The organism is Pseudomonas sp. W4I3 (assembly GCF_030816195.1).
In the GTDB taxonomy this organism is placed as follows: domain Bacteria; phylum Pseudomonadota; class Gammaproteobacteria; order Pseudomonadales; family Pseudomonadaceae; genus Aquipseudomonas.
This window is the reverse complement of record NZ_JAUSXS010000001.1, coordinates 4,363,749-4,385,855: the sequence shown is the minus strand read 5'-3', so window position 1 is coordinate 4,385,855 and position 22,107 is coordinate 4,363,749. Positions and strand designations below refer to the sequence as shown.

At 52.7% G+C, this 22,107-nt stretch carries 18 protein-coding genes and 3 pseudogenes; 13 read left to right on the top strand and 8 right to left on the bottom strand.

Annotation, left to right across the window (positions count from 1 at the left end):
• Positions 1-510 precede the first annotated feature (510 nt).
• From QF045_RS19795 to QF045_RS19760, 8 genes and pseudogenes are all read right to left on the bottom strand, one after another.
• Positions 511-1,926, bottom strand: a pseudogene (locus QF045_RS19795) (amino acid permease).
• A gap of 147 nt (positions 1,927-2,073) precedes the next feature.
• A pseudogene (locus QF045_RS19790) lies at positions 2,074-2,754 on the bottom strand (ornithine cyclodeaminase); the annotation flags it as partial.
• A gap of 103 nt (positions 2,755-2,857) precedes the next feature.
• Positions 2,858-3,709: a ParA family protein gene (locus tag QF045_RS19785; protein WP_124406850.1), complete on the bottom strand. Its 852-nt coding sequence runs from the start codon at positions 3,707-3,709 to the stop codon at positions 2,858-2,860.
• Between the two features lie 12 nt (positions 3,710-3,721).
• Positions 3,722-3,939: pseudogene (locus QF045_RS19780) on the bottom strand (AlpA family transcriptional regulator).
• Between the two features lie 114 nt (positions 3,940-4,053).
• Entirely contained in the window at positions 4,054-4,788 is a 735-nt protein-coding gene (locus tag QF045_RS19775; RefSeq protein WP_124429282.1) for a hypothetical protein, read from the bottom strand.
• A 517-nt stretch (positions 4,789-5,305) separates the two neighbouring features.
• Positions 5,306-5,656, bottom strand: a complete 351-nt coding sequence (locus QF045_RS19770) for a DUF3085 domain-containing protein (protein ID WP_124362250.1) — start codon at positions 5,654-5,656, stop codon at positions 5,306-5,308.
• A gap of 232 nt (positions 5,657-5,888) precedes the next feature.
• Positions 5,889-6,191, bottom strand: coding sequence for a hypothetical protein (locus QF045_RS19765; RefSeq protein ID WP_124403744.1), 303 nt, complete (start codon positions 6,189-6,191; stop codon positions 5,889-5,891).
• A 1,216-nt stretch (positions 6,192-7,407) separates the two neighbouring features.
• Positions 7,408-8,547 (bottom strand): hypothetical protein, encoded by a 1,140-nt coding sequence (locus QF045_RS19760; protein WP_306493678.1) that lies wholly within the window; start codon positions 8,545-8,547, stop codon positions 7,408-7,410.
• Positions 8,548-9,552: 1,005 nt separating this feature from the next.
• On the opposite strand from QF045_RS19760, the gene QF045_RS19755 reads away from it, so the two are divergent.
• The 13 genes from QF045_RS19755 to QF045_RS19695 all read left to right on the top strand — a co-directional run bounded on the left by QF045_RS19755 (position 9,553) and on the right by QF045_RS19695 (position 22,057).
• Positions 9,553-10,320, top strand: a complete 768-nt coding sequence (locus tag QF045_RS19755; RefSeq protein ID WP_164485244.1) for a helix-turn-helix domain-containing protein — start codon at positions 9,553-9,555, stop codon at positions 10,318-10,320.
• 11 nt (positions 10,321-10,331) lie between these two features.
• Positions 10,332-11,957: a type III secretion system outer membrane ring subunit SctC gene (sctC, locus tag QF045_RS19750; protein WP_124429284.1), complete on the top strand. Its 1,626-nt coding sequence runs from the start codon at positions 10,332-10,334 to the stop codon at positions 11,955-11,957.
• Positions 11,957-13,117: a type III secretion system gatekeeper subunit SctW gene (gene sctW, locus QF045_RS19745; protein ID WP_256660165.1), complete on the top strand. Its 1,161-nt coding sequence runs from the start codon at positions 11,957-11,959 to the stop codon at positions 13,115-13,117. The genes sctC and sctW overlap by 1 nt, the downstream gene beginning before the upstream one ends.
• On the top strand, positions 13,110-15,164 hold the full coding sequence (locus tag QF045_RS19740; protein ID WP_124429285.1) for an EscV/YscV/HrcV family type III secretion system export apparatus protein: 2,055 nt from the start codon (positions 13,110-13,112) through the stop codon (positions 15,162-15,164). The genes sctW and QF045_RS19740 overlap by 8 nt, the downstream gene beginning before the upstream one ends.
• Before the next feature lie 9 nt (positions 15,165-15,173).
• On the top strand, positions 15,174-15,578 hold the full coding sequence (locus QF045_RS19735) for a hypothetical protein (protein WP_306493677.1): 405 nt from the start codon (positions 15,174-15,176) through the stop codon (positions 15,576-15,578).
• Positions 15,575-16,867 (top strand): type III secretion system ATPase SctN, encoded by a 1,293-nt coding sequence (gene sctN, locus QF045_RS19730; protein WP_124362257.1) that lies wholly within the window; start codon positions 15,575-15,577, stop codon positions 16,865-16,867. Before QF045_RS19735 ends, sctN begins: the two co-directional genes overlap by 4 nt.
• A gap of 86 nt (positions 16,868-16,953) precedes the next feature.
• The gene (locus QF045_RS19725) at positions 16,954-17,409 is read left to right on the top strand and encodes a hypothetical protein (RefSeq protein ID WP_124362258.1); all 456 of its coding nucleotides are present in this window, start codon (positions 16,954-16,956) and stop codon (positions 17,407-17,409) included.
• Positions 17,397-18,395, top strand: coding sequence for a hypothetical protein (locus tag QF045_RS19720; protein WP_124362259.1), 999 nt, complete (start codon positions 17,397-17,399; stop codon positions 18,393-18,395). The genes QF045_RS19725 and QF045_RS19720 overlap by 13 nt, the downstream gene beginning before the upstream one ends.
• Positions 18,392-19,309, top strand: a complete 918-nt coding sequence (locus QF045_RS19715; RefSeq protein ID WP_124362260.1) for a FliM/FliN family flagellar motor switch protein — start codon at positions 18,392-18,394, stop codon at positions 19,307-19,309. Before QF045_RS19720 ends, QF045_RS19715 begins: the two co-directional genes overlap by 4 nt.
• Positions 19,299-19,970, top strand: a complete 672-nt coding sequence (locus tag QF045_RS19710) for an EscR/YscR/HrcR family type III secretion system export apparatus protein (RefSeq protein ID WP_124429286.1) — start codon at positions 19,299-19,301, stop codon at positions 19,968-19,970. The genes QF045_RS19715 and QF045_RS19710 overlap by 11 nt, the downstream gene beginning before the upstream one ends.
• 11 nt (positions 19,971-19,981) lie before the next feature.
• The gene (locus QF045_RS19705; protein WP_124362262.1) at positions 19,982-20,245 is read left to right on the top strand and encodes an EscS/YscS/HrcS family type III secretion system export apparatus protein; all 264 of its coding nucleotides are present in this window, start codon (positions 19,982-19,984) and stop codon (positions 20,243-20,245) included.
• Positions 20,246-20,248: 3 nt separating this feature from the next.
• Positions 20,249-21,025, top strand: coding sequence for a type III secretion system export apparatus subunit SctT (gene sctT, locus QF045_RS19700; protein WP_124362263.1), 777 nt, complete (start codon positions 20,249-20,251; stop codon positions 21,023-21,025).
• On the top strand, positions 21,026-22,057 hold the full coding sequence (locus tag QF045_RS19695) for an EscU/YscU/HrcU family type III secretion system export apparatus switch protein (protein ID WP_124362264.1): 1,032 nt from the start codon (positions 21,026-21,028) through the stop codon (positions 22,055-22,057). It abuts the gene before it with no gap.
• Positions 22,058-22,107 lie beyond the last annotated feature (50 nt).

Genomic DNA, 22,107 nt, shown 5'->3' with positions numbered 1-22,107 from the left:
TAATGAGTACACAATTCAGGCCATAAAGAAACTGTTACATTCTGAAACCCTAAGACTTTCAAGAATTTGGAGGGTGAGTAATGGTCCCGTCCGCTGCGCCATATTTAGCTTCGAGGCCCTTGAACTCCTTGAAGCGAAAGAAAGCGACCTTAACAGGTCGCTTTTTTTGCTCTTTTTTCAGGTGCGGTACCACGGAAATAGCATCCGTGAGCCGCTTTTTTCGTTTTCCGAATTCCACTGAAATCCATCTCCAGCCACGGTTTTCAAGTACGTATTCAAGTACACCGCTGGCACAGCCCTTTACGATTCCTTGTGCATCAACTTTCGGATGGGTCCTTCTACCGCTGGGTTGTATTCCCTTGCTTGATGCGGCCAGGAGTGTTCGGGATTGCGGTGTGTCGCTCAGTCTATCTATTGACCGACACACCGCAATGCTGGGCAAGCAGGCTTATCTGCATTGTCAGTTCGGCGGGTGCTGTTCAGGATTGGCGCAGAGGCCTCGTTAGCAGCTCAACCGAATTGACTTGCCGATTCAACTGCGGTTTTTGGCTTCCTGCTACGTGTCAGCTGATAAGCAATTGCCAGCCATATGAACCACCCCGGCATGACCATCAAGGCAACGCGGGTGTCAGGTCTTAATGCCAGCAGGCACAGAACGAAGCCCAAAAAAGCCAGTGAGAACCATGCCATCGGGACGCCGCCCGGCATCTTGTAAGACGACTTGGCGTGAAGCTCAGGATGCTTTTTGCGATAGGCAATGTAGGACGCGAGGATGGTCGACCACGTGAAGATCACCAGAATCGCTGACACGGTGGAAACGATGGTGAATGCCGTCATGACTTCCGGAACGATGAACAGCACGAGTACACCCGCCAGCATCAACAGGGTGGTGAAGGCCAGGCTCAGCAGCGGCACACTGTTGCCCGACAGTCGCCGAAAAATACCCGGGGCGTTGTCCTGATTCGCCAGCCCGAACAGCATACGGCTGGAGGAGAATAAGCCACTGTTGGCCGATGACGCGGCGGATGTCAGGACCACGAAGTTAACGATGCCGGCTGCTGCGGGAAAGCCGGCGACGAGGAAAAGTTCGACAAAAGGACTTTTTACAGGTGACACCTGTTGCCAGGACGTCACGGCAATAATGCAGCCCAATGCCAACACGTAGAACAGGATGATTCATAGCGGAATCGAGTTGATTGCCTTGGGTAGGGTCCGCTCCGGAGACCGGGTTTCTGCCGCAGAGGTGCCGATCAGTTCGGTGCCGGCAAAGGAAAATATCGCCATCTGGAAGCCGGCAAAGAAACCCAGCACGCCATGAGGGAATGCAGCCTGCTTATCCACCAGGTGGCCCAGGGACGCGGTAACGCCACTGGGGGATACGAACGAGCTGGCAATCAGCACGATGCTCACGCCGATAAGCGTCACCACGGCGATGATCTTGATGATCGCGAACCAGAATTCGACTTCACCGAAAAGCCTGACCGTCAGCACGTTCAGGGCGAACAGTGTCGCGAGCATCCCGATAGCCGGTATCCAGGCGGGCAGGTGGGGGAACCAGTACTGGAAAAAGCCTCCCACCACGACGGCATCGCCGATCACCGCAACGCTCCAGCTCAGCCAATACGACCAGCCGAGAAAAAATGCGGCGCGGGGCCCCAGGTAGGCGCCGGCGAAATCCGCAAAGGTCTTGAAATTCAAGTTGGAAAGCAGCATTTCGCCCATGGCACGCATGACGAAGTAAACGAACAGGCCAATGATCATGTAGATAAGGATGATCGAGGTGCCGGAGAGGGCGATGATCTTTCCGGAGCTCATGAACAAGCCCGTGCCAATGGCGCCGCCCATGGCCATTAACTGGATGTGACGATTGCTGAGCGTGCGCTGCAGCGCAGGCTGCTCAGCCCGCTCTGATGAATTCGATTTCATTTCAAAACCTCTTGATCTTATGTTTTTGAGTTTTGGCAGAAAAGTGGATATCCAGCGCCATTGTCAGGAGGCAATGGCGGGTGACGGTGTTGTTTTATGTGGACAGTGACGGCCCCCAGTTCAAATGCCGGGGGCGTCACTCGCAGGTCAACTGGCCGTGCGCAGATGGGCGGCTTTGGCCGGCTGCTGATCCGGCATCTGGAACAGGTTCTTTATATTTTCAGGCGTGGGGACCAGGTGGATGTGCCGACCGACCTGATGTTCGTGCGCCATCGCCTGCAGGTAGCGAAGCGACGAGAAATCCTCAAGGGCAAAGCCCACGGAATCGAAGACCGTCACCTGTTCATCGTTCTCGCGTCCCTGGACGTCGCCTTGCACGATTTGGAAAAACTCGACGACGGGCGAGTCAGCCTCCAGTTGCTGAATATCACCTTCAATCCGCGTTTGAGGTTCAAATTCCACGATGACCCGGGCGTTGCGCAGGATGTCGGCGTGCAGTTCGGCCTTGCCCGGGCAGTCGCCGCCGACGGCATTGATATGCATGCCGGGCTCGATCATCTCGGGCGTCAGGATCGTTGCGTAGGCCTTGTCGGCGGTCACGGTGGTGACAATGTGCGCGCCCTTGACCGCCTCCTGTATGGAGTCGGCGTGAATCACGTTGATCGTCGGGAAAGCCGCCAGGTTACGCAGCAGCTTGAGTGAGGCATCGCGATCAATATCGAAGATGCGGATTTCGCTGATGCCCAGCATTTCATGGAAGGCAAGCGCCTGAAACTCGCTCTGAGCGCCATTGCCAATGAGCGCGGGTGCCGGTGTGGATCGGCGGGAGGCCGGGCTTGCGCAAGGTCAGTTGCAGGTCGGGGCTGATCCGCACCCACCAGCCCTCGCGCAGCGCCATCAGATCAAGCGGCGCAGGCGGCGCGGCAAACGATTAATGTCCATGCGGGCGTCCTCCACGACCAGTGACCGTGGCGAAACGCTCCATCCAGGCCGGGAACAGTTCACCCGCCAATGCGCGCATTGTTTCCAAAGCAGCGGGGGCAGCGCGGCCTGACGGCTTACGGTATTCGACCCGATGCACCGGCCACTGCTGGGTAGCGGCGCGCGGATAGGCATCAATCGCCGGCACCGCCGTGTGCAGCACCTGGACCCCGCCGCTATGGCCGAACACCTGGCGCAGTGCCCGTTGAATTTGCCGCGCATCGGCCGAGACCGGGTGCACACGGTTGATCAACAACCGCAGCGGCGGCGGCTGGATGCCCAAGTGACGGTAGGGCGCAATATCGTCCAGCAACTGCAAGGTGCCCCGGCGCAGTGCGCGCGCTGCGAGGATCTCCGGGGTCACCGACGACAGCGCCAGGTCTGCCGCCAGCACCGCCATCTCCAGCAGCACACTGCGCGCGCCCTGGGTGTCGATCAGCAGCAGATCGTAATACGCTTCAAAAGTCGGCAACAGGTTGCGCAACCGCAAGCGCCCATCGGGGGCATGCAACAGCAAGGTGCCGAGCTGCCCCAATTCGTCGTTGGAGAGGATCAGATCCAGGCCGGGAATGCTGGTGCGCGACACCAACCGCTGCAGGTCATGCTCGTTCAAGGCCAGCAACTCATAAGCGCCGGCACATGCTTGGCGAGTCAGGGCAAAGTAGCTGGACAGGGTCGGCTGCACATCCAGATCCAGCAGCAACACGCGCAAGCCGGCGTCGGCGACAAAGCCGCCGAGGTTAGCCGCCGTGGTGGTCTTGCCGACACCGCCTTTGGTGGAAATCAGGGACACAACACGCATGGTCATCTCCCCTCAGTTGCGCTCGGCGCGGCGTTCGGCGATCCACTGTTCAACCTCCAGCGAATCCCAGCCCACCGCACGGATGCCCAGTGGAATGCTTTTAGGGAAGCGCCCGGTACGCATCAGAGCGTACAAGTGAGCGCGCTTGAGGCCGGTTTTATGCTCGACATCCACCCGGCGCGCAGTACCCGGCGCTCGGCGTGGGAGGCTATGGAGGTGTTATCAGTCATGGTGATCACTCCGGAAGGCTTGTATAGGGTGATCGGTATTCAATAGCCTGCCTCAGCCGACGGCTACCGCAACTACGGCGCGTCCCACCGCAAGTGCGGCACCGGCCAGCAGGCTCAAGCGGCCAAGCTGCGGCGAGCGGCCGCGAAATGCTTTTGCATCGTGCGCTCGGTAATACCCACGCGCCCGCCGTGGTAGGTCATGACTGTCTGGATGATCGCCGCGTCACTGTCGAACTGGCTGTAACGCTGGCCACCGGGGGAGCTGCCGCGCAGCGCCGTCAGCAGGCCGCCGATGATGTTCAACAGTGCGGAGCGGCCGCGATCACTGAGTTCCTCGCCCGGCGGCGGCAAACGCCGGACCTCGGCTAAACTACGTTTGAGCAGGGTGTTGCGTTCCTTCAACTGCGCGGTTTTATCAGCGCACATATCGAGCTGCACTTTCAAGGCCGTGTGATTGGCGGACATTTCCTGCAATGCCGCCCGACTCAGTCCACGGCGTTCGGCCGGGCCATACAGGAAACGCGGTTTTTCTTCCGGGTAGTTTTGCTGCATCCACGCCTTCAGATGCACCTCGCATACGCACAGGCCCGGGTCATCGAGTAGGCTCACGTCCCGGCAAGTGACCCCGTGTTTGCCGAAGGGCAGATCACCGTTGTGCAGCCCGCAGTAAAGCCGCTCGCTATTCAAATACAGCGTTGGCCAGCGTGGAAAGTCGTCCTGGGTCGGGCGCAGACGGCTTCCGAGTTGGGCCAGGATCAAGGGTTCGAAGCGGTGCAGGTTGCTCCAGCGGATTGCCGCTTCAATCGGGTGGTAATAGGCTTTGATTAACGGAGTAGGTAGTTTTCGCATGATCAATACCTTGCATGAAAAGTGAAGTCATCAATCAATTCCTAGTTTGGGCGGCCATGCTGACAATGAAATAAACGAGGCGTGTGCCAGCAGCCGTCGCGGGTAGCATCTAACGAAACGGTGGAGTTTGGGGGGCGAAATACCGGCCAATGCCAAATACGCGGCCGGTAGACATGCTCGAAGAGCCGATACCCCTGGCGGCATCTGGAAGTGCAGGTTTTCCAAACGGCAGCGCATGGAAAAGTTGCCGTAGGACCACACCGACGCCAACCGCGAATCCGCGCCGATGCGTGTCAGCGGCCGGTCACCTGGCTCGCCACAGCTATCATCCTGCGGGCGTGGCGGGGACCAGGACGCAACATCGTCTGACGGGGCGCACGGGAATGAGGCAAGAGAATAGGATGACGACTCCATTCGGCACCCTAGGAGTAGAACGAAAATGGGCGCGGTGCCTGGCTGAACCGCAGCGCCCCCGGCAGGCGGGGGCTCAAGGTTTGGTGGGGACATCGGGGTCAGATTAGGGCGTGACGGACCACAGCATCAGGCGGGTCGATGTTGCGGTTAGTTCAAGATCGTCCTCACCGTTGAGGATGCGTGTGAACGCCCCCCACTGAGGATCGAAATATTCCCCGAAATCGTCGCCGCCGAGCTCGTTGCGGGCCAACGCCCACCAGTCGTCGAACGCGTCGATATCGGGATTGCAGCCGACCGCGTAGGCAATCACTTTTTGGCGTCCATCGGCTTGGCGCTCGCCCCGCTCGGCGAGCCAGTAGACACCTTGGTCCTTGACCAAAATGATGCAGCATTGATTGGCGATGGCCTCTACCAGCACCGGCTTCAGATCGCTGCCTTTGAAGAACAATGACATGGAGGTCTCCTTGCAACAGCGGGACCTCCTACCGCAAGGGTGGGCGTCCCTTGGGTTGACGGAAGGATGAAGGTATGAGGCGGCCGATACGCCATTGACGCACCGCGGTCTTGAAGGCTTTGACCGCCTGGGACGTTGCTGGCGATGCCAGCGAACATGGCGGCAGCGTGGTCGGGGTGAGTGGCAGCCGGCATCCGTTAAACCGCATGAGGGACGTACCGGTTTATGGCGGTCAGTACTCATCTAGCAGGAACACTTCGGTAAAGTTCCGGGCTGATTCGGTGAAGATACGGAGGTCGAATCCATCGCCGACGGCGTAGGACGACAGCAGGTAGCCGCCGAGGGCCACGGCCGCACCGTTGTAGCGTCGATGCTCTTCGCGCACATCGTCCCAATCACCGCAGATATGTCGGCGCACATAGGGTAGCGGGTCGAGCCGGTCCTGTCGGATCAGGGCGTCCACAGAGCTGGAAAAGCTCAGGCCGTCCAAGGAAAAACGGGGCTTGGGGGAGCGCACATGGCGCTGCGCAAACACTCCGTGGTGCTGGGTCTCGGTACTTTAGCAGGGCAAATATCCCGACGCGGCGGTCAGCGTCACACTCGCGCCGGGGGAAGGGTGTCGGCCGGCTCTCCGCACGTATCCAATCCAATGGGGACACTTTGTTCGTTGAAGGTAACTGCGCCACTCCTGCTGCGTTGTGCGTTCGGAACGGTTGGTTTCCTTGACCGCAAATAGCAGGTAGCGCACCGCTTCAGGATAACGACGTATTTGGCATGGCGTTTGTTCTTCATGAGGTGCGTGTTGGAACCGTGAGGCTTTTGCCAAAATTATCTAATACATAGCGTTTATCGATGAGGTGATAGCTGCGAAGGCCAACGCTATTTCATCGCGGTCGTGTCTATCAATGCGATACGGCGTGCCGGTAATCGCTTTCAGCGCCGAGAGGACCATTGGCATATTCCGGCATATGCTCGGGTCATCTGCAAATGTCTCAGGCGGGTGAGGATGGCCGTAGGATGTCTGCAACCATGGGGATCCCCTGGGCGCATTGATATCGCCCTTGCTGGCGAATATTGGATCTATGGGCAACGCAGTGGTGCGAGCGATTGCCTGTGGCGATGTAATTATTGTGCGCTACATGCCATGTACGTGCTGGCGAGTTTCCTAGTGCTCTTTTTGGGACTGTCTCGCCGTCAAGACGATTGGTTCAGGGGCTGATCACTGCTGGGGATATATGTCCTAGCGATAATCAGGTTTGTGCATCTGCTTGAGCAGGAGGTAGAACGGCCGGTACGAAAAATCACAGCTCCCGTTATCGTAGATGATCAGGTCCCTTTTATTGTTTGGCTAGGGCAAATGCCTGATGTGAGGCTTTGTTTTAGCCTGGCCCGTACCGAATTGAATCTGCTTCAGCAGTTTTTATCCATTGACCTGTTGCAAATATCTCTAAGCTTAAGTCGAGCGGGGAGAGAAGAATATTTGATTTCAGGTATGTGATTTCCTGACGGGTAGGAGCATTTTTATACATGACGTCTAGTTAGTTGGCCAGCCGTTCTCAGTTGAGATATTTTGCCTTCAATCTGAGTCCGGCCTGCCGCAGGAGCGTAATGGGTGAGCGCGAACCAGGCTGACGCTAAACGATCTTAATCCTGTGGTATACAGAGCTCAGACTGCTCAGACCTCGACGTGCAATCATTCGGTTTTGTGAGTGAAGAAGATATGCCTCTTCAACTCCAATTCTAGCGAAGGCTTAACTGGCTAGTTCAGCTCGTTTTTTAATTAGATTGCTTGAGGTCGTGTCAGGTTTGTGATTTGGCACGTTCGGTAAGCTCAGCGCTTCTTGTGAGAATACATTAAATTTGTCGCTTGATTTAATGCCGGAAATGGCGATATTTATTTCTTTAGCCTTAGCAAGCTGCTCCTGCATAGTGTTTTCAATATTTGATTTTAATTTTAGAGTTTTATTGTTTGTGAGTTCTAGGATCGTATTGGTATCGGTGATAACTTTATTTGTCATATGTAACAGCTGTATATGATCGATTCTATCAGCGAGTTCGACCGCATTCTCACGTTGGTTTTGTAGTTCAATAATACTCTTTTCAATAAGATTGGCTTTATATGGAATAGACTGCAGCTCCGAAAAATTTGATTTATATGAGTTTACCAGTGGCTGGGTATTGTCACTAACGAGATCTTCCCTGCGTTCGGCAACCGTAATAACTGAGAGCGCTAAAACTTCTCGGTGATCTAGCAGGCTACTTTCCAGAGTCTTGATTTCGGTATTTTTCCTTGACATCTTCCCCTCAAGCGCTGAAATGCTTCTATCGGCATTACCCCAGGCTGGCGACAGTGAGCCCCGCTCACCATACATGTCGATTATGTTGCTTTTAGTTTTTTGATGCGAAGCTATTTTTTGCTTAATAGCATATTTATCCCCATTCAAGTTATTGATTTTTTCTTCTAGTTTAAGGATGTTGGAAAAACCACTACCCAACTCATTCAAAACCCCCCCAACTTCAGCTCTGAATTCAATACCTATATTGTTGTAAAGAATAGAATTTGAAATTTTCTGCACATGCTCATGGTGCCCATTCATCATTTTCTGCAGTCCAGTCAGTTCATTTTTCGCTTGGGTTATTCCTTTGTTGTATATTTCTACAGCGCTAAGTGCATGCGTCTTCGCAAGATTTGTATTGACCTCTTGAGGCATAAACTGCTTCAGTTCAGGGTGCTTTCCAACTTTCCTCGAAAGTAACTTTACGATTTTTTCGGGAATGTTTTGTGTTTCTTTCAGGCCCTCAGCAATACGTAACGTTCTGCCTGAAGAAATGTTGCCTCCCGTTATGTTGTGAAACTTGATGCTGATACGATCTGTGACACTTAGCGACATAAATTCCCACTTGTTCGATTCGTTAATTGATGAGCCAGGCAAGTACTAAACTATTTAAATTTCTCCAATATTTCAGTAATAGAGTTAAGTCCATATGCTTGGCTGTGGCGAAGCAGCATTAAATTGTGTTTTGGGGCCTGGGTAGAGTATAAAGTCGCATAGGTCAGTAAATTCCGTCAGGTATTTTCTATTGTGTCAGCCAAAAAACTTAAAGTTGCATAAAGCGATTCAGCTAGCATTGCTCTTGCGTCTAGTTAAACCTCGGTTTTTAATACCTGCATGAATGATGCGTATGAATGAAACCATCCTTGAGGATGTGGGATTTCTAACGCGGTTCAATTTTTGAGTAGTGCCTTCGCTAAGAGTATGAGACGCTTCTCGATTCAGCAAGGAAATTTCTATATAGTGCATGGAGGTTTCTGTGGGCTCGCATGTTCATAGTAGCACAGGTCTGTGCATAATCACACTTTGGAAAATATGACATCTAACTCCTCGTAACATGTGTCCATTCTAATTTTTTATTCGTGTGCGGAAGGGGTGCGATTGTTCTATTGGTGGAATACGTCCGCTGCAGTTGCAGTTGTGATAACTGCTCCCCTGAGACGTCTGCGTTGAAATTTCTCATGGGTCAAGGGAAATTTCCGAAGCGATTATAGGGGTTTCTCGATAGAGCGGCAGGTATTTGCATGCAATAATTAATGAGCTGGCCGATGGTGTATTGTTAACGTTGCTTATGGCCGCCGTCAGGAGCAACAAGGTGAAAGCTGCCTCTACGGTTAGAGAGCGGTCGAGCAATGATTTAGTAATCTCTTAATTATGTGTTCAGGTTCCCCGGGGAAGAATTGTTTCGTATCTTGCGGATGGGGTGGGGGCAGGTTTCAGTGATGGACGAGCTGGCTAGATCATCATACTTTTTTGGTGTCATCATAATCTACTCAAGTTTTATTGCTGATTAATAAGTATGCTTATGTTTGCTTATGTTTGCTTAGGTTGATGGGTATCAATATGTCTATATATGAAGGTTCTTCCGTACGTACGGGAAGCTCATGGCCTACAGATTTCGCATCGGTCAAAGATGGGCTTTTTGCTTGGCGTTTGACTGTCGGGACTGAAGACATATCCCTAATCAATGTTTCATCTGAGGACGCATGCCAAGAGCACTACAATTTTTCCGCCGGGTGGCACGGCTTGCTGGTCGGCACCGGGTTTGAGGTGATTTGCGGTGCAGGCCATGTGCAGTCTGTGAGCCTCGCTACGTTGGCTCGATTGCAGTTGTTCATTGATCAGTCGGGAGTGCTGCCTGGCGAAGATGTAATTACATCGCAGTCGTTTAATTCTATTGCCCTGGAAATTACCAACTGGCAATCAGATATTGAGTCTTGGTACCTAGAGCAAGGTTGGTGTGCTTCGCACAGTTATTTGCGGTTGGCGGCCTACCTGCGCCGAACGGAGGCCTATGGGTTGGTCAGCTTTTTATGGGGTAGTGGCACCGGTGCCGAAAAGTTGCACAGTTTGGCCAAGCGTTATGGGGTGTCAGTGCCTCATTTTCGCCGCTTATGCCGTCGAGTTATTGGGAAAACCACCAAAACCCAATTGCGTGATTGGCGTCTTGCCCGTGCATTAATGGATTTGACAGAAGGTAAACATACGCTTGTCGAGATTGCTTTGAATCACGGCTTTTCTTCTTCCGCACATTTTTCTCGGGAAATGAGTGAGCTGCTTGGGGTGTCACCGCGAGGCTTGTCTGATATCACCAAGTTGGCAGCTAAATGAACAGTGTTATAATGAAGTTACATACTAGATTAGGCTTGGGGTTTTTGTTTTTTCTAACCTCGGTTACCAGTGTATATGCCGCTGACGGGTACGTTGCGCGGCAAGATAATTTGCGAACCTTTTTTGAGGCCTTCTCAGGCGAGCTGGGGAAGCCGGTGGTCGTGAGTAAAGGCGCTGCACGCCGAACAATTACCGGAGAGTTCGTATTCAAGCAGCCTGAGGTTTTGCTAGGAAAGCTGTCTCGACAAATGGGCTTGGTCTGGTATGACGATGGTCAATCGATCTATTTGTATGAGGCCTCTGAGGCAAAGAGAGCGGTTGTTTCCTTGCATAATATAACAGTGACGAAGCTCAATGCTTTTCTGCGACGTTCTGGCCTGGATGATGCGCGGTTCCCTTTACGCAGCGATGGTCTACGTACTTTTTATATTTCCGGGCCACCCATTTACGTAGATTTGATTAGCCAAGCTGCCAAGCTGATGGATGAGAACAGCTCGGATCTTGAACTGGGGCGACAGCGTATTGGCGTGATTCGTCTGCAGAATACATTCGTCGGCGACCGCTCGTATGCGCTGCGTGACAACAATGTGGTCATTCCCGGTATGGCAACCGTTATTGAGGGTTTGTTGCGTAATGAGCAGCGGGCGGTTGAGGGGGTGGATTCGACCCGACCGGGCTCAACAAAGCTGTCGGATTTTACGCTGAAGGAGCTGGCAGAGAAAGCTCCGCAAGACGCGAGCGAACTGCCCCGTATTATTCCAAGGGAACTAGCGGCCGGGAATATTCGTGTCATGGCTTATCCAGATAATAACAGCCTTTTGGTCAAGGGCTTGCCTGAACAAGTGCGCTTTATAGAAAATCTTGTAGGGGCCCTAGATGAAGAGAAACGCCATGTTGAACTTGCGTTGTGGATTATTGATCTGCAAAAAGAAGATCTTGATCAGTTAGGCGTGAGCTGGCAGGGCTCGGCAAACTTAGGTGGGAATATCTCTGTTTCCCTAAATGGAGGTTCCCTCAGTACCCTAGATGGTCAGAGCTTCGTCGCATCGGTGCTTGCACTGGAGCGAAAAGACCGGGCTCGTGTGGTTTCACGTCCCGTGTTACTTACCCAGGAAAATACGCCGGCCATCTTTGATAATAATCGTACGTTCTATACGCAGCTGATCGGTGAACGCAGTGTGGAGCTGCAGCACATAACGTACGGTACCTTGGTCAGCGTGTTGCCACGGTTCTCTGCTGATAATCAGATCGAAATGTCGTTGAGTATTGAAGACGGCAATGAAGTTAAGCAGGCAGAAAACGGAACCCAAGGTGCTATTTTACCTACAGTAGGGCGCACCCATATTAGTACAGTGGCGCGTGTGCCTGCTGGTAAAAGCCTGTTGGTGGGTGGTTACACTCGAGACGAGAGCGGTGAGCAAATAGGGCGGATCCCTGTGCTCGGTTCTATTCCGTTTATTGGGCGCTTGTTTAGTTATCGGCAGTCCCGGCAAACGAATACTGTTCGGGTCTTTTTGATCGAACCGAAGGAAATCACTTCCCCTCTTGAATCACATGGAGATGTGCTGACTGGGACAGCGAACTCCGGGCGTTGGGGTGCAGAGGATGCCAAGCTTCTGAAGGCGTTAGGCCGCTGATGGTTACCTCTATACCCTCGGCCGGGCGCTCTCCTCAGCATCAACAGCAACTGCATATCAAGCGAGAAAGTCGAGAAGCGAAAGCGCAACAGTCTCAGGCAGCGGCCGAGAATGGAGCTGATTCCCAGATTGAGGACACCTCGCCAGGCGCGCAACTGCAAAAATTTATGCAGAGCGTTGATGAGCTTTCAACAGGGATGCGCAGTTTGTTGAATCGTCGTCGCTTTGAGAGCAAAGGAGAAAGTCTTAGCGATAGTTTTGAGCGTGTACTCGAAGAAGACCTTCTTCCGAGGGTCCAACAGATTTTAAGTATTGCCAAATCGGGCGGGCAGTCGCTTGAACTATTGCTTCAAAAAGCACGTAGCCTGTTCGCTGATGACAGCGACCTGGCGCTGGTTCTGAGTGAATTATTGCGGCGTCGAAATCTGGATAAGGCTCAGCGCAAACAGCTTGAGCAGATGCTGGAAACATTGGTGGCCCAAGCGCCGCCCAAGCGTCTGCGGGCGGGTATCAATTGCGCGTTGAAGGCAAAACTGTTTGGCAAGGCAATGGCTCTCAAGCCGGGTTTTTTGCGCCAAAGCTACCGTGAGTTTCTTGAAAATGAACATGGGCCAGTCTTGGACTATGAAAATTGGATCGCGCTGTATGGTTATACGCAGCGTACCATCGTGCTGGATTTTATCGAGGCGGCGCTGCTAACCGATATAGATGCTCAGGAACCGAGCTGTTCTAAAACTGAGTTTGGCGAGCTACTGAAGAAGCTGAATCAGCTCAAATGCCTACGCTCGGCTGATCTTCTATTCGTGGGACGGATGCTCGGAGACGAAATAACCAGGCGTTACAACGGCTGCGAGTCTGACTGGTTGCTGTTCCTTATTGGCTTGTTGCAGGCGCCCGAAGAGTTGGACGAATTGCTGTATGGAGTGCTAGGGGAGGCGGTGATTCTGGCTGAACCGCATCAACGCGCGGCTTTACTGGGGGCGGTGCGACGCGGATGTTCTCTTTTGCCGCCAGCATTATACGAGGATGACGAGATACCTGGTTTGCTGCAAGAGCGGTTTGAGGTCTTGATGAGCATCGCTTTTGAAACGGAAGTCTTAGCCCGGCGGCGCTGCTGCCCGAAAGTTTATAACGTGGAAGCACTACGCTCTTATGTTTAATTCTTTGCTACGCAATATTCAGTCGCGTCCGGAATTGTTGATCCTGACATTGATGATCATGATCATCGCCATGTTGATCATTCCACTGCCAACACCGTTGGTGGACTTTCTAATTGGCTTGAATATCGTCATTTCCATTTTGGTGTTCATGGGTTCTTTCTATATTGAGAGGATTCTTAATTACTCGACATTCCCTTCGTTGCTGTTGATTACAACCTTGTTTCGCTTGGCGTTGTCCATCAGCACCAGTCGCTTGATTCTCACGCAGGCTGACGCAGGCGATATCGTTGCGTCGTTCGGCCAGTTTGTGATTGGCGACAGCCTAGTGGTGGGGTTCGTCATTTTCTCAATTGTGACGGTGGTGCAGTTCATCGTCATTACAAAGGGTTCGGAGCGGGTTGCAGAGGTTGCAGCGCGGTTTTCCCTTGATGCGATGCCTGGCAAGCAAATGAGTATCGACGGCGATCTTAAGGCCGGGGCAATCACCTCTGACGAGGCGAGCGAACGAAGAAGTGTGCTGGAGCGTGAAAGTCAGCTGTATGGCTCATTTGACGGCGCCATGAAGTTTATCAAAGGCGATGCTATCGCCGGGATAATCATCATTTTCGTCAACTTCATCGGCGGTATCGCCGTCGGTATGGCGCAGCTGGGGATGGACCTTTCAACCGCGCTTTCGACATTCACCATGCTGACCATCGGCGATGGATTAGTCGCCCAAATACCGGCTTTGCTCATCGCTATCAGCGCTGGCTTTATTGTGACCCGCGTCAATGGTGATGATGCGAATCTAGGTCGAAACATTGTTGCCCAGGTACTTGGCCATCCATTTGTGATCGGCGTAACTGCGGTGTTGGCCCTGGCTGTAGGCTTGCTTCCTGGTTTCCCTACACTGACATTTGCCGTACTGGCACTGGCGCTGGGGTTATTACTTTTTTTCCGTCACAGGGCTACGCTCAAGGCGCAGACCGGTATCTCATCCGATTCGGGTACGGCAGAGGGTAGTGCCAGAGAGGAAGGTGCACTGGGTTTGATCGAAGATTTGGAAGCCACTGCGAGTGAAACCGTTCCTCTTATTCTCTTGGTCGCACCGACGCAAATAGAAGACTTGCGCGTGCACCGCCTTGGAGAGCGCATACGTAGCCAGTTCTTTATCGATTATGGAGTGCGTATCCCCGACTTGAGCCTGCGAAGTGTCGAAAATATGCCCGTTGACCAGGTATGTGTACTGATCAACGAGGTGCGCGCAGATCAGTTCGATATTCATTTTGAGCGGTTGCGCGTCCTTAACCATTCTGATGAGCTTGAAGGTCTGGGGCTGGACCTTACGGTGGGTCAGGACAGTAATAAGCAGGTCTCGATTTGGGCGGGGATGGAAGACAAGACACGTCTCGTCGCGCTGGGTTACGACCTGAGGCCTGCCTACGATGAAACCTATCATTGCCTGGTTGCGCTTTTGGCGCGCAACGTCAACGAGTTCTTTGGCGTGCAGGAAACCAAGACATTACTTGACCAGTTAGAAGCTAAATATCCCGACTTGCTCAAGGAAGTCTATCGGCATGCCAGCGTGCAGAAAATCGCTGAAATCCTACAGCGTTTGCTCTCTGAGCGTATTTCAGTACGCAATATGAAGCTCATTTTGGAAAGCATCGCCCACTGGGCCTCTCGAGAAAAAGATGTATTGACGTTAGTGGAACACGTACGTGGGGCATTAGCGCGTTACATCAGTAATAAATTTACCGTGCAGGGTAAGTTGCGGGCCCTGATGTTATCGGCAGACTTTGAGGATGTAGTGCGTAAGGGCATTCGGCAAACGTCAAATGGTTCTTTTCTAAACTTGGAGCCCACCGACAGTGATGGATTGTTGGATCGCCTAGTGCTGTCCATGGATCGAGTTAAAATTCCGCACAAGGATATGGTGATTCTCTGTTCTGTCGACGTGCGTCGCTATATTAAGCGTCTTGTTGAAGCGCGTTATCGGGAATTAGATGTTATGTCCTTTGGTGAAATTTCCGACAGTGTGTCGGTTGATGTTCTACAACAGATATAAGGATAAGTCATGAATTTAGATATTGGTATGCTCGTACGAGGAGCGTTGGAACATAGTGGCTGTACTGGGGGCCAGATCGGTAATTTTGATGGTTACTCTACTATTGCCTTGGAGCTGGACGGGCTGCCGAGCGTTTATATTGGTTCAGAAAATAATGACTTTTGGATCTGGTCTGAACTGGGTGAGTTTTCTGCTTCCCAGATATCCTACTGTTCGGATGCGCTGCTGACTGAGTTGATGCGTGCTTGCGACTATGCGCGTCCTCGGCAGGCACAGCTGCTGAATCTTGATGGTGTGTTGGAACTGCGAGTATTGCTCGGTGAGATGGCATTGGGCGATCCCCAACATATGGCCGCGGCGCTCGATCAATTCCTAGAAAGTCTTACAAATTGCAGTGAAGCTCTTCGTCGGTGAAGCGTAGCACAATACTGCGCTGCGGCGCTCATCCACAACGAGCCGCGGGGCCGATCCTAGAGGCGCGTTTACGCAATGTGGTTATTGGCGAGCTCTGTGAGGTGCGGCGACACTGGTTGGATGAGACGTCCGTCGCTAAGGCGCAAGTCATAGGCTTTCGCGCGGATACGGTTTTACTGAGCCTGTTGGGTGAAGCGCGAGGTTTATCCCGCGAATCCATCTTATTGCCCACGGGGGGGGGCGCCCAGCTCAATTGCAGCGCGCAATTATTGGGCACGGTCATTGATGCCAGTGGTCAAGTTGTCGAACGTCTGTCGGAGCCGGCAAGCGGCAGGGAGAGCGTGCTTCTACCACTGGACGCTGACCCTCCGCCTTACTTTCAGCGCCGATCAGTGCGTGAACCGCTGATAACCGGCATACGCACGATCGATGGCGTTTTAACCTGCGGTGTCGGGCAACGCGTGGGCATTTTTGCATCCGCCGGTTCGGGTAAGACTTCCTTGATGAATATGTTAATTGAACATTGTCAGGCGGATGTCTTCGTCATCGGTTTGATCGGCGAGCGAGGTCGTGAAGTGACGGAGTTTGTCGAGGCATTGCGCCTTTCACCCAAGCGCAGTCGCTGCATAGTCGTTTATGCAACCTCTGATCAAGCATCCGTTGATCGCTGTAATGCTGCGCTGCTGGCAACCACCGTTGCCGAATACTTTCGCGATCAAGGGGGGAGGGTAGTGTTGTTCCAAGACTCCATGACACGTTATGCCAGGGCACGGCGAGACCTGGCACTGGCGGCGGGTGAGGCACCCGCTCGGCGGGGTTATCCAGCCTCTGTATTCGATTGTTTACCGCGCCTGCTGGAACGGCCAGGCGTAACAGAGAGCGGTAGCATCACGGCCTTTTGCACGGTACTGCTGGAAAGCGATGACGAACCTGATCCTATTGCTGAGGAGATCCGCTCTATCCTCGACGGTCATATCTACCTCAGCCGTACACTTGCGGAAAAAGGCCAGTACCCCGCGATCGATTTATTACGCAGTGCCAGTCGGGTTGCGGCTCAAGTTACTGATACAGACCATCAGCGCTTGGCAGCGAAATTGCGGGAGATGCTCGGGCGTCTTGACGATCTGCAGATACTGATCGATCTAGGCGAGTACAAGCCTGGGCTCGATGCTAAAAATGATTTCGTCATGGACCGTTCGGAGGCAATACGCGAATGGTTGTCCCAACCTATGGCTGAAGAGTGTGCGTGGAGCGAGACACTGGATAGTTTGCAATGCTTGGTGAGTTGATTTTCCCCAATCAATATCCAATCAAGACTTAAAGCGGCTTGACCCCCCAGTATTAGCTGCCGAGAAAGGCGGATACAGGAGCAGCTGTGAGCCATATTCATGGTATGACCCGCTTGCTGCGAGGTGTGGCGCAGCGCCAACGGCGCCACGAGGCCAACATGGCTCGGATTAGTGAGCGCATAACGCGTCTTTCAAGGCAAGTAGATGAAATGGATGAGCGTGTATGTAGTTTGAAGGCGTTATTAGCTTCTCATGATCCGAGCTCAAAACGGCTGGACAGGGGAGAGCTGTTCGAGGTCCAGCGCCGCCAAGCAGTTATTCGTCGCCAGATGCATGTGCTCGCCTTAGAGCGTTCTCGGTTGCTGGCCGATAAGCAGATAGTAGAACCGGAACTGGCCAACGCCCGTGAAGCGTACCTAGTGTGTGTGAAAAAGCAGCAGAAATACCAACATCGGCTGGTGCAACTTAAGCGTGCGCGTAGGCTCGCCGCATTGTGCCGTGATGAACTAGAACAGGAGGAGCTAACCCCATGGGCGAAGTAAATATCCCCCCGTCCCCCAGCATTAAAGTGGTCCCACTGTCTGTTGAGGGTGACGCTATTGCGGATCAGCTCGACCAAGCTCTAGAGTTCGCAGTTAGGGAGGATGACTTGATAAAAGACCAAGTTGATCAACTGCCGGAAACATTGAGAGCGCTGTTGGCGCATGTCCCTGTTGTCTTCGCGGGCGGCGACCAAAATATGCTGGATAAGGCGCAAAAAGTACAGGTGAGTGTCGATGTACAAAAGAGTCCATTGAGCTCGATAAAAGCACCGGCAAATACGCAAGCACTGGAATCAGATGTTCACCACTCAAAGTTCGCAGTAGATTCGTTCCAACAGGTGGAGAGCCCAGCGCCGCGCTTGAAGTTTCATCGGCCAGCGCTTGAACGTTTTGTAGAGGCGGGCGCTGCCGCCTCTAAGGTGAAAAGGATCGCCGTGGAAAAGCCAGTACATGAGCGAGTTTCGGCAGCGATACCAGTAATGAATGGCCCCGTGGAACGGGCATCGGGTGACCAGGTGGTTATTCACCAAGGCCTCGACGTCTGGAGCTTAGCCACAGCGCAAACCGCGACTAATGACACCCCATCACAACCTGAGCTTGTCCAGTCGATCCCTGCTGCGCGGTCAGGCGCTTACTTGAGTATTGGAAGTACTCCCTCCGAAATCGTCGGGCCTCAGCCGCGTACGCAGCTCCCAGGGGAGCAGCGCATACAAACGGAAGCTGCACCGATCGAAGGGGGGAGCAAACTCGTTTATGAGTTCAACTCTCCAAAAGCGTTTGGCCAAGTGGTGGTGCAACGACAGGAGCATGATTCCGGCATGCGGCTACAGATCAGTAGCAATGATCCAGGGCTTCATCGTGAGCTATTACACCACTTTCCGGCGGCGCGTGAGCCCTCCTGGCGATTGACTCAGGATCAAGGCCAGGGCGGAGGAAACGGGCATCGCTACGAAGAAGAAGAGTCGGCCGAGGAGCAAAGCGGATGAGACAATTGTCCTTGCGTCGTTACGATCCGAAAGAGCGCAACGACGAGCGTCTACTTGCACTTTGGGGTTCTGCTGGTAATGAGTTGAAGGCCGCTTCACTGTGCTCTGCTACGCAGTATTTGCATTTCGAGGCCGAGGCGCTGCAAGGCCGCTGGCGTGGTCTGTTGGAACCCCGTGAATGGCTGGCTGCGGCAGTACCTGGCCTCGCAGGCTATGCGCCGCAGGGGGTAACTAACGAACGTATTGTTGAATTATTTGCTGCATCGCCCCAACCGCTGGACTTGCCGTTTAATGAGTTGGCGATTAAACGTGTTATTTCGTGCGAGATACAAAGAGGAGCGGACTACGGCGTTAAAAAATTACCCAGTATACAGACCCCATTTGGTCAACTTTGGTTATCGGCCTTGCCTGAGATATTCACACCGATGAATAACTCGCTTGAGCACAGACTAACGAAATTATCTTTTCCTATAAGTGTGGTACTTGGCTATACCGACGTGAGTATGCCTATCCTGCGTCGATTGGCTAAGGGCGGCGTACTGTTACTGGCCGATAAGGCGCAATACTTCATCATGGCGGGCCGTCGCCTTGGCCACTTTGATCTAACCGGAGAGGGAATACAGGTGCACACGCTCGAAAAGACACATGAAAAAAACAGGCTTAATCCGGTCGTTGATCTGGGGCATTTACCGGTGCGCCTGGAGTTTGTGCTGCAAGAAAGCGTACTTGACCTCAGCGAGCTGAAAGCACTGAACGAAGGAGGGATTCTGCCCCTCGTGCCAGGTGCTGAGCGGAGTGTTGAGCTGCGAGCCAATGGCCTTCGCTTGGCGCGAGGAGAATTAGTTCAACTCGATGGCAGCCTGGGCGTTGAGTTAATGGAGTTGTTTATTGAAGGTAACGAGCATGTCGAATGACATCTCAATGATTGCACTGCTGTCGTTCGCGACACTGTTGCCATTTCTGATTGCGTCAGGAACCTGCTATATAAAGTTTTCGATCGTTTTCGTCATGCTGCGTAACGCCTTAGGGTTGCAACAAGTACCCTCAAATATGACATTGAACGGCGTTGCGTTGCTGCTCTCGTTTTTCGTAATGATGCCAGTGGTGCAGTCAGCTTATAGCTATTACCAGGAGCACCCGGTTAGTTTCAACAGCGTCGACGCAGTCGTCGAGTTCACCGATACCGGTCTGCAGGAATACCGTGCCTATTTGGAAAAATACACCGATCCTGAGTTAACGCAATTTTTTGAACGCGCCCAGCTTGAGCGAGAGGATCGAGTAGAGAGAGAGCAAGGTTATGCCGACGCCGAGGCGCCGCGTGCCTCTTTATTTTCGTTGTTGCCAGCTTATGCGCTAAGCGAAATAAAAAGTGCCTTTAAAATCGGATTTTATTTGTATCTTCCCTTTGTCATTGTCGATCTTGTAATTTCAAGTATCTTGCTGGCGTTGGGGATGATGATGATGAGTCCGGTAATTATATCGGTCCCGATAAAGCTCATTCTATTCGTTGCATTGGATGGCTGGACCCTGCTTTCCACAGGGCTGATTGGTCAATATCTTGAATTGACTTTTTAGGGAGACGCCCAATGAACGATTTGGTGTTTGTCGGGAACAAAACGCTTTATTTGATCCTCATGCTTTCTGCCCCTCCCGTGATTGCCGCGACGGTGGTGGGGTTGCTGGTTGGTTTGTTCCAGACAGTGACCCAGTTGCAAGAACAGACGCTCCCCTTCGGTTTCAAATTGCTGACGGTCAGTTTATGTATGTTTATGTTGTCTGGCTGGTACGGGCAAACGTTGCTTAACTTTTCTCGTGAAGCGTTCCGCTTGGCGTTGCGCCATACAGGTTAATGTATGGTATTGCCCTTATTCTTCGATTTACATCTCTGGTTGGCCGGGGCGGCCCTTGGGTTTGCACGATTGGCCCCGGTGTTTTTCATGCTGCCATTCCTCAATAGCGGTGTGCTATCCGGTGTGGCTCGTAACGCTGTAATTGTGCTGGTGGCATTTGCGCTTTGGCCGTATTCCGCTGCTGAGTTGCCGGCCATGGATAGCTTGCACTACATGGGGTTGATGCTGCGTGAGGCAGGCGTCGGCGTGCTCCTCGGCTGCTTACTTTGCTGGCCGTTCTGGGCATTGCATGCCCTCGGTTGTCTGATTGATAACCAGCGCGGGGCCATGCTGAGCAGTACTGTAGACCCCGCTAATGGTGTGGATACCTCAGAACTGGCGAACTTCTTCAATTTATTTGCAGCGGCGGTTTACCTTGAAGGTGGCGGCTTGCTGCTGATGGTTGAAACGTTGAAAGCAAGTTATCACCTCTGCGATCCTTTGGGGGCATGCCTGCCTGGCCTCCCGCCTGTATTAGGAATGCTTGACGGCTTGGTCACCCGTAGCCTGTTATTGAGTGCACCCGTCGTAACCGTACTATTGCTCAGTGAAGTCGTGCTCGGCTTGTTGTCGCGTTTTGCACCTCAGATGAACGCTTTCTCAGTGTCGCTGACGATTAAAGGCAGTATCGCACTATTGATGGTTCTGTTGTATTTCGGTGCTTACTTGCCAGATGAAATTCTCCGACTCGCTCATAATTCACTTGGGTTTGCTTCTTGGATAGACGCGGGAGTCGATTAAATGTCTGCGTCTTCAAAAACCGAGAAGCCCACAGCAAAACGCCTACGGGACGCCGCAAAGCGCGGCCAGACATTTAAGTCCAAAGACTTGGTGACTACCTGTTTGATGCTGTGCGGCATTACCTTTTTAGTGGGCAGCGTATCGTTGCTGGAATTAATGGCGCTCTACCGGCGCTATATTCAAAGCGGTTTCAGCCTGGCCCCATCGGTCTATATAACGGACCTTGCTTTACACGCGTTTAAAGTTGTGGCGCCTATCATACTAGTTTGCTTGCTTGCGTCCGGCCTGCCGAGTTTATTGCTCAGTGGGTTCCAGTTAGCCTCCGAAGCGCTGAAGTTGAACCTGGGGGCCCTCAACCCAGTAAATGGTTTTAAAAAGCTATTCAGCCTGCGTACCGTCAAGGAAGCGATTAAATCGCTGTTATACCTCATCAGCTTTGTTGTCGCGGTAAGCGTTACTTGGCAGGTTGTACGTGATCGGATTTTTTCGCTCGTCTACGCGCCCCTTGGAGGGCTATTTGCTATATGGGGCAGTCTCTTACTTTCATTGATGCTTATATGGCTTGCCTGCATTGTACTGATCGTACTGCTGGATATGTTGATCGAATATTTCCTGTTCATCAAGGAACATCGAATGGATAAGCAGTCGGTAAAGAATGAGCATAAGGAGCAAGAAGGCAGCCCTGAAACGAAAGGTCGGCGCCGCGAACTGCATCGAGAGTTACTGTCCGAGCAGATCAAATCAGATATACGCAACTCCAAGGTAGTCATTGCTAATCCTACCCATATTGCGGTGGGTATTTATATGAACCCAGAAGTACTGCCCATTCCTTTTATCTCCGTGATGGAAACCAATCAGCGAGCCTTGGCGGTGCGTCGTTACGCTGAAAAAGTGGGGGTGCCAGTGGTGGCTGATGTGGCGTTGGCGCGGCGTATCTTCAAAACGCACACGCGTTACAGCCTGATCAAACTGGACGAGGTCGAGCAAGTGCTGCGGCTGTTGCTGTGGCTTGAGCAGGTGGAAAACGCCTGAGCCCTCCGTATGAGTGATTTGTGAATGAACCAAAAGCTAGAGCTTGGCTT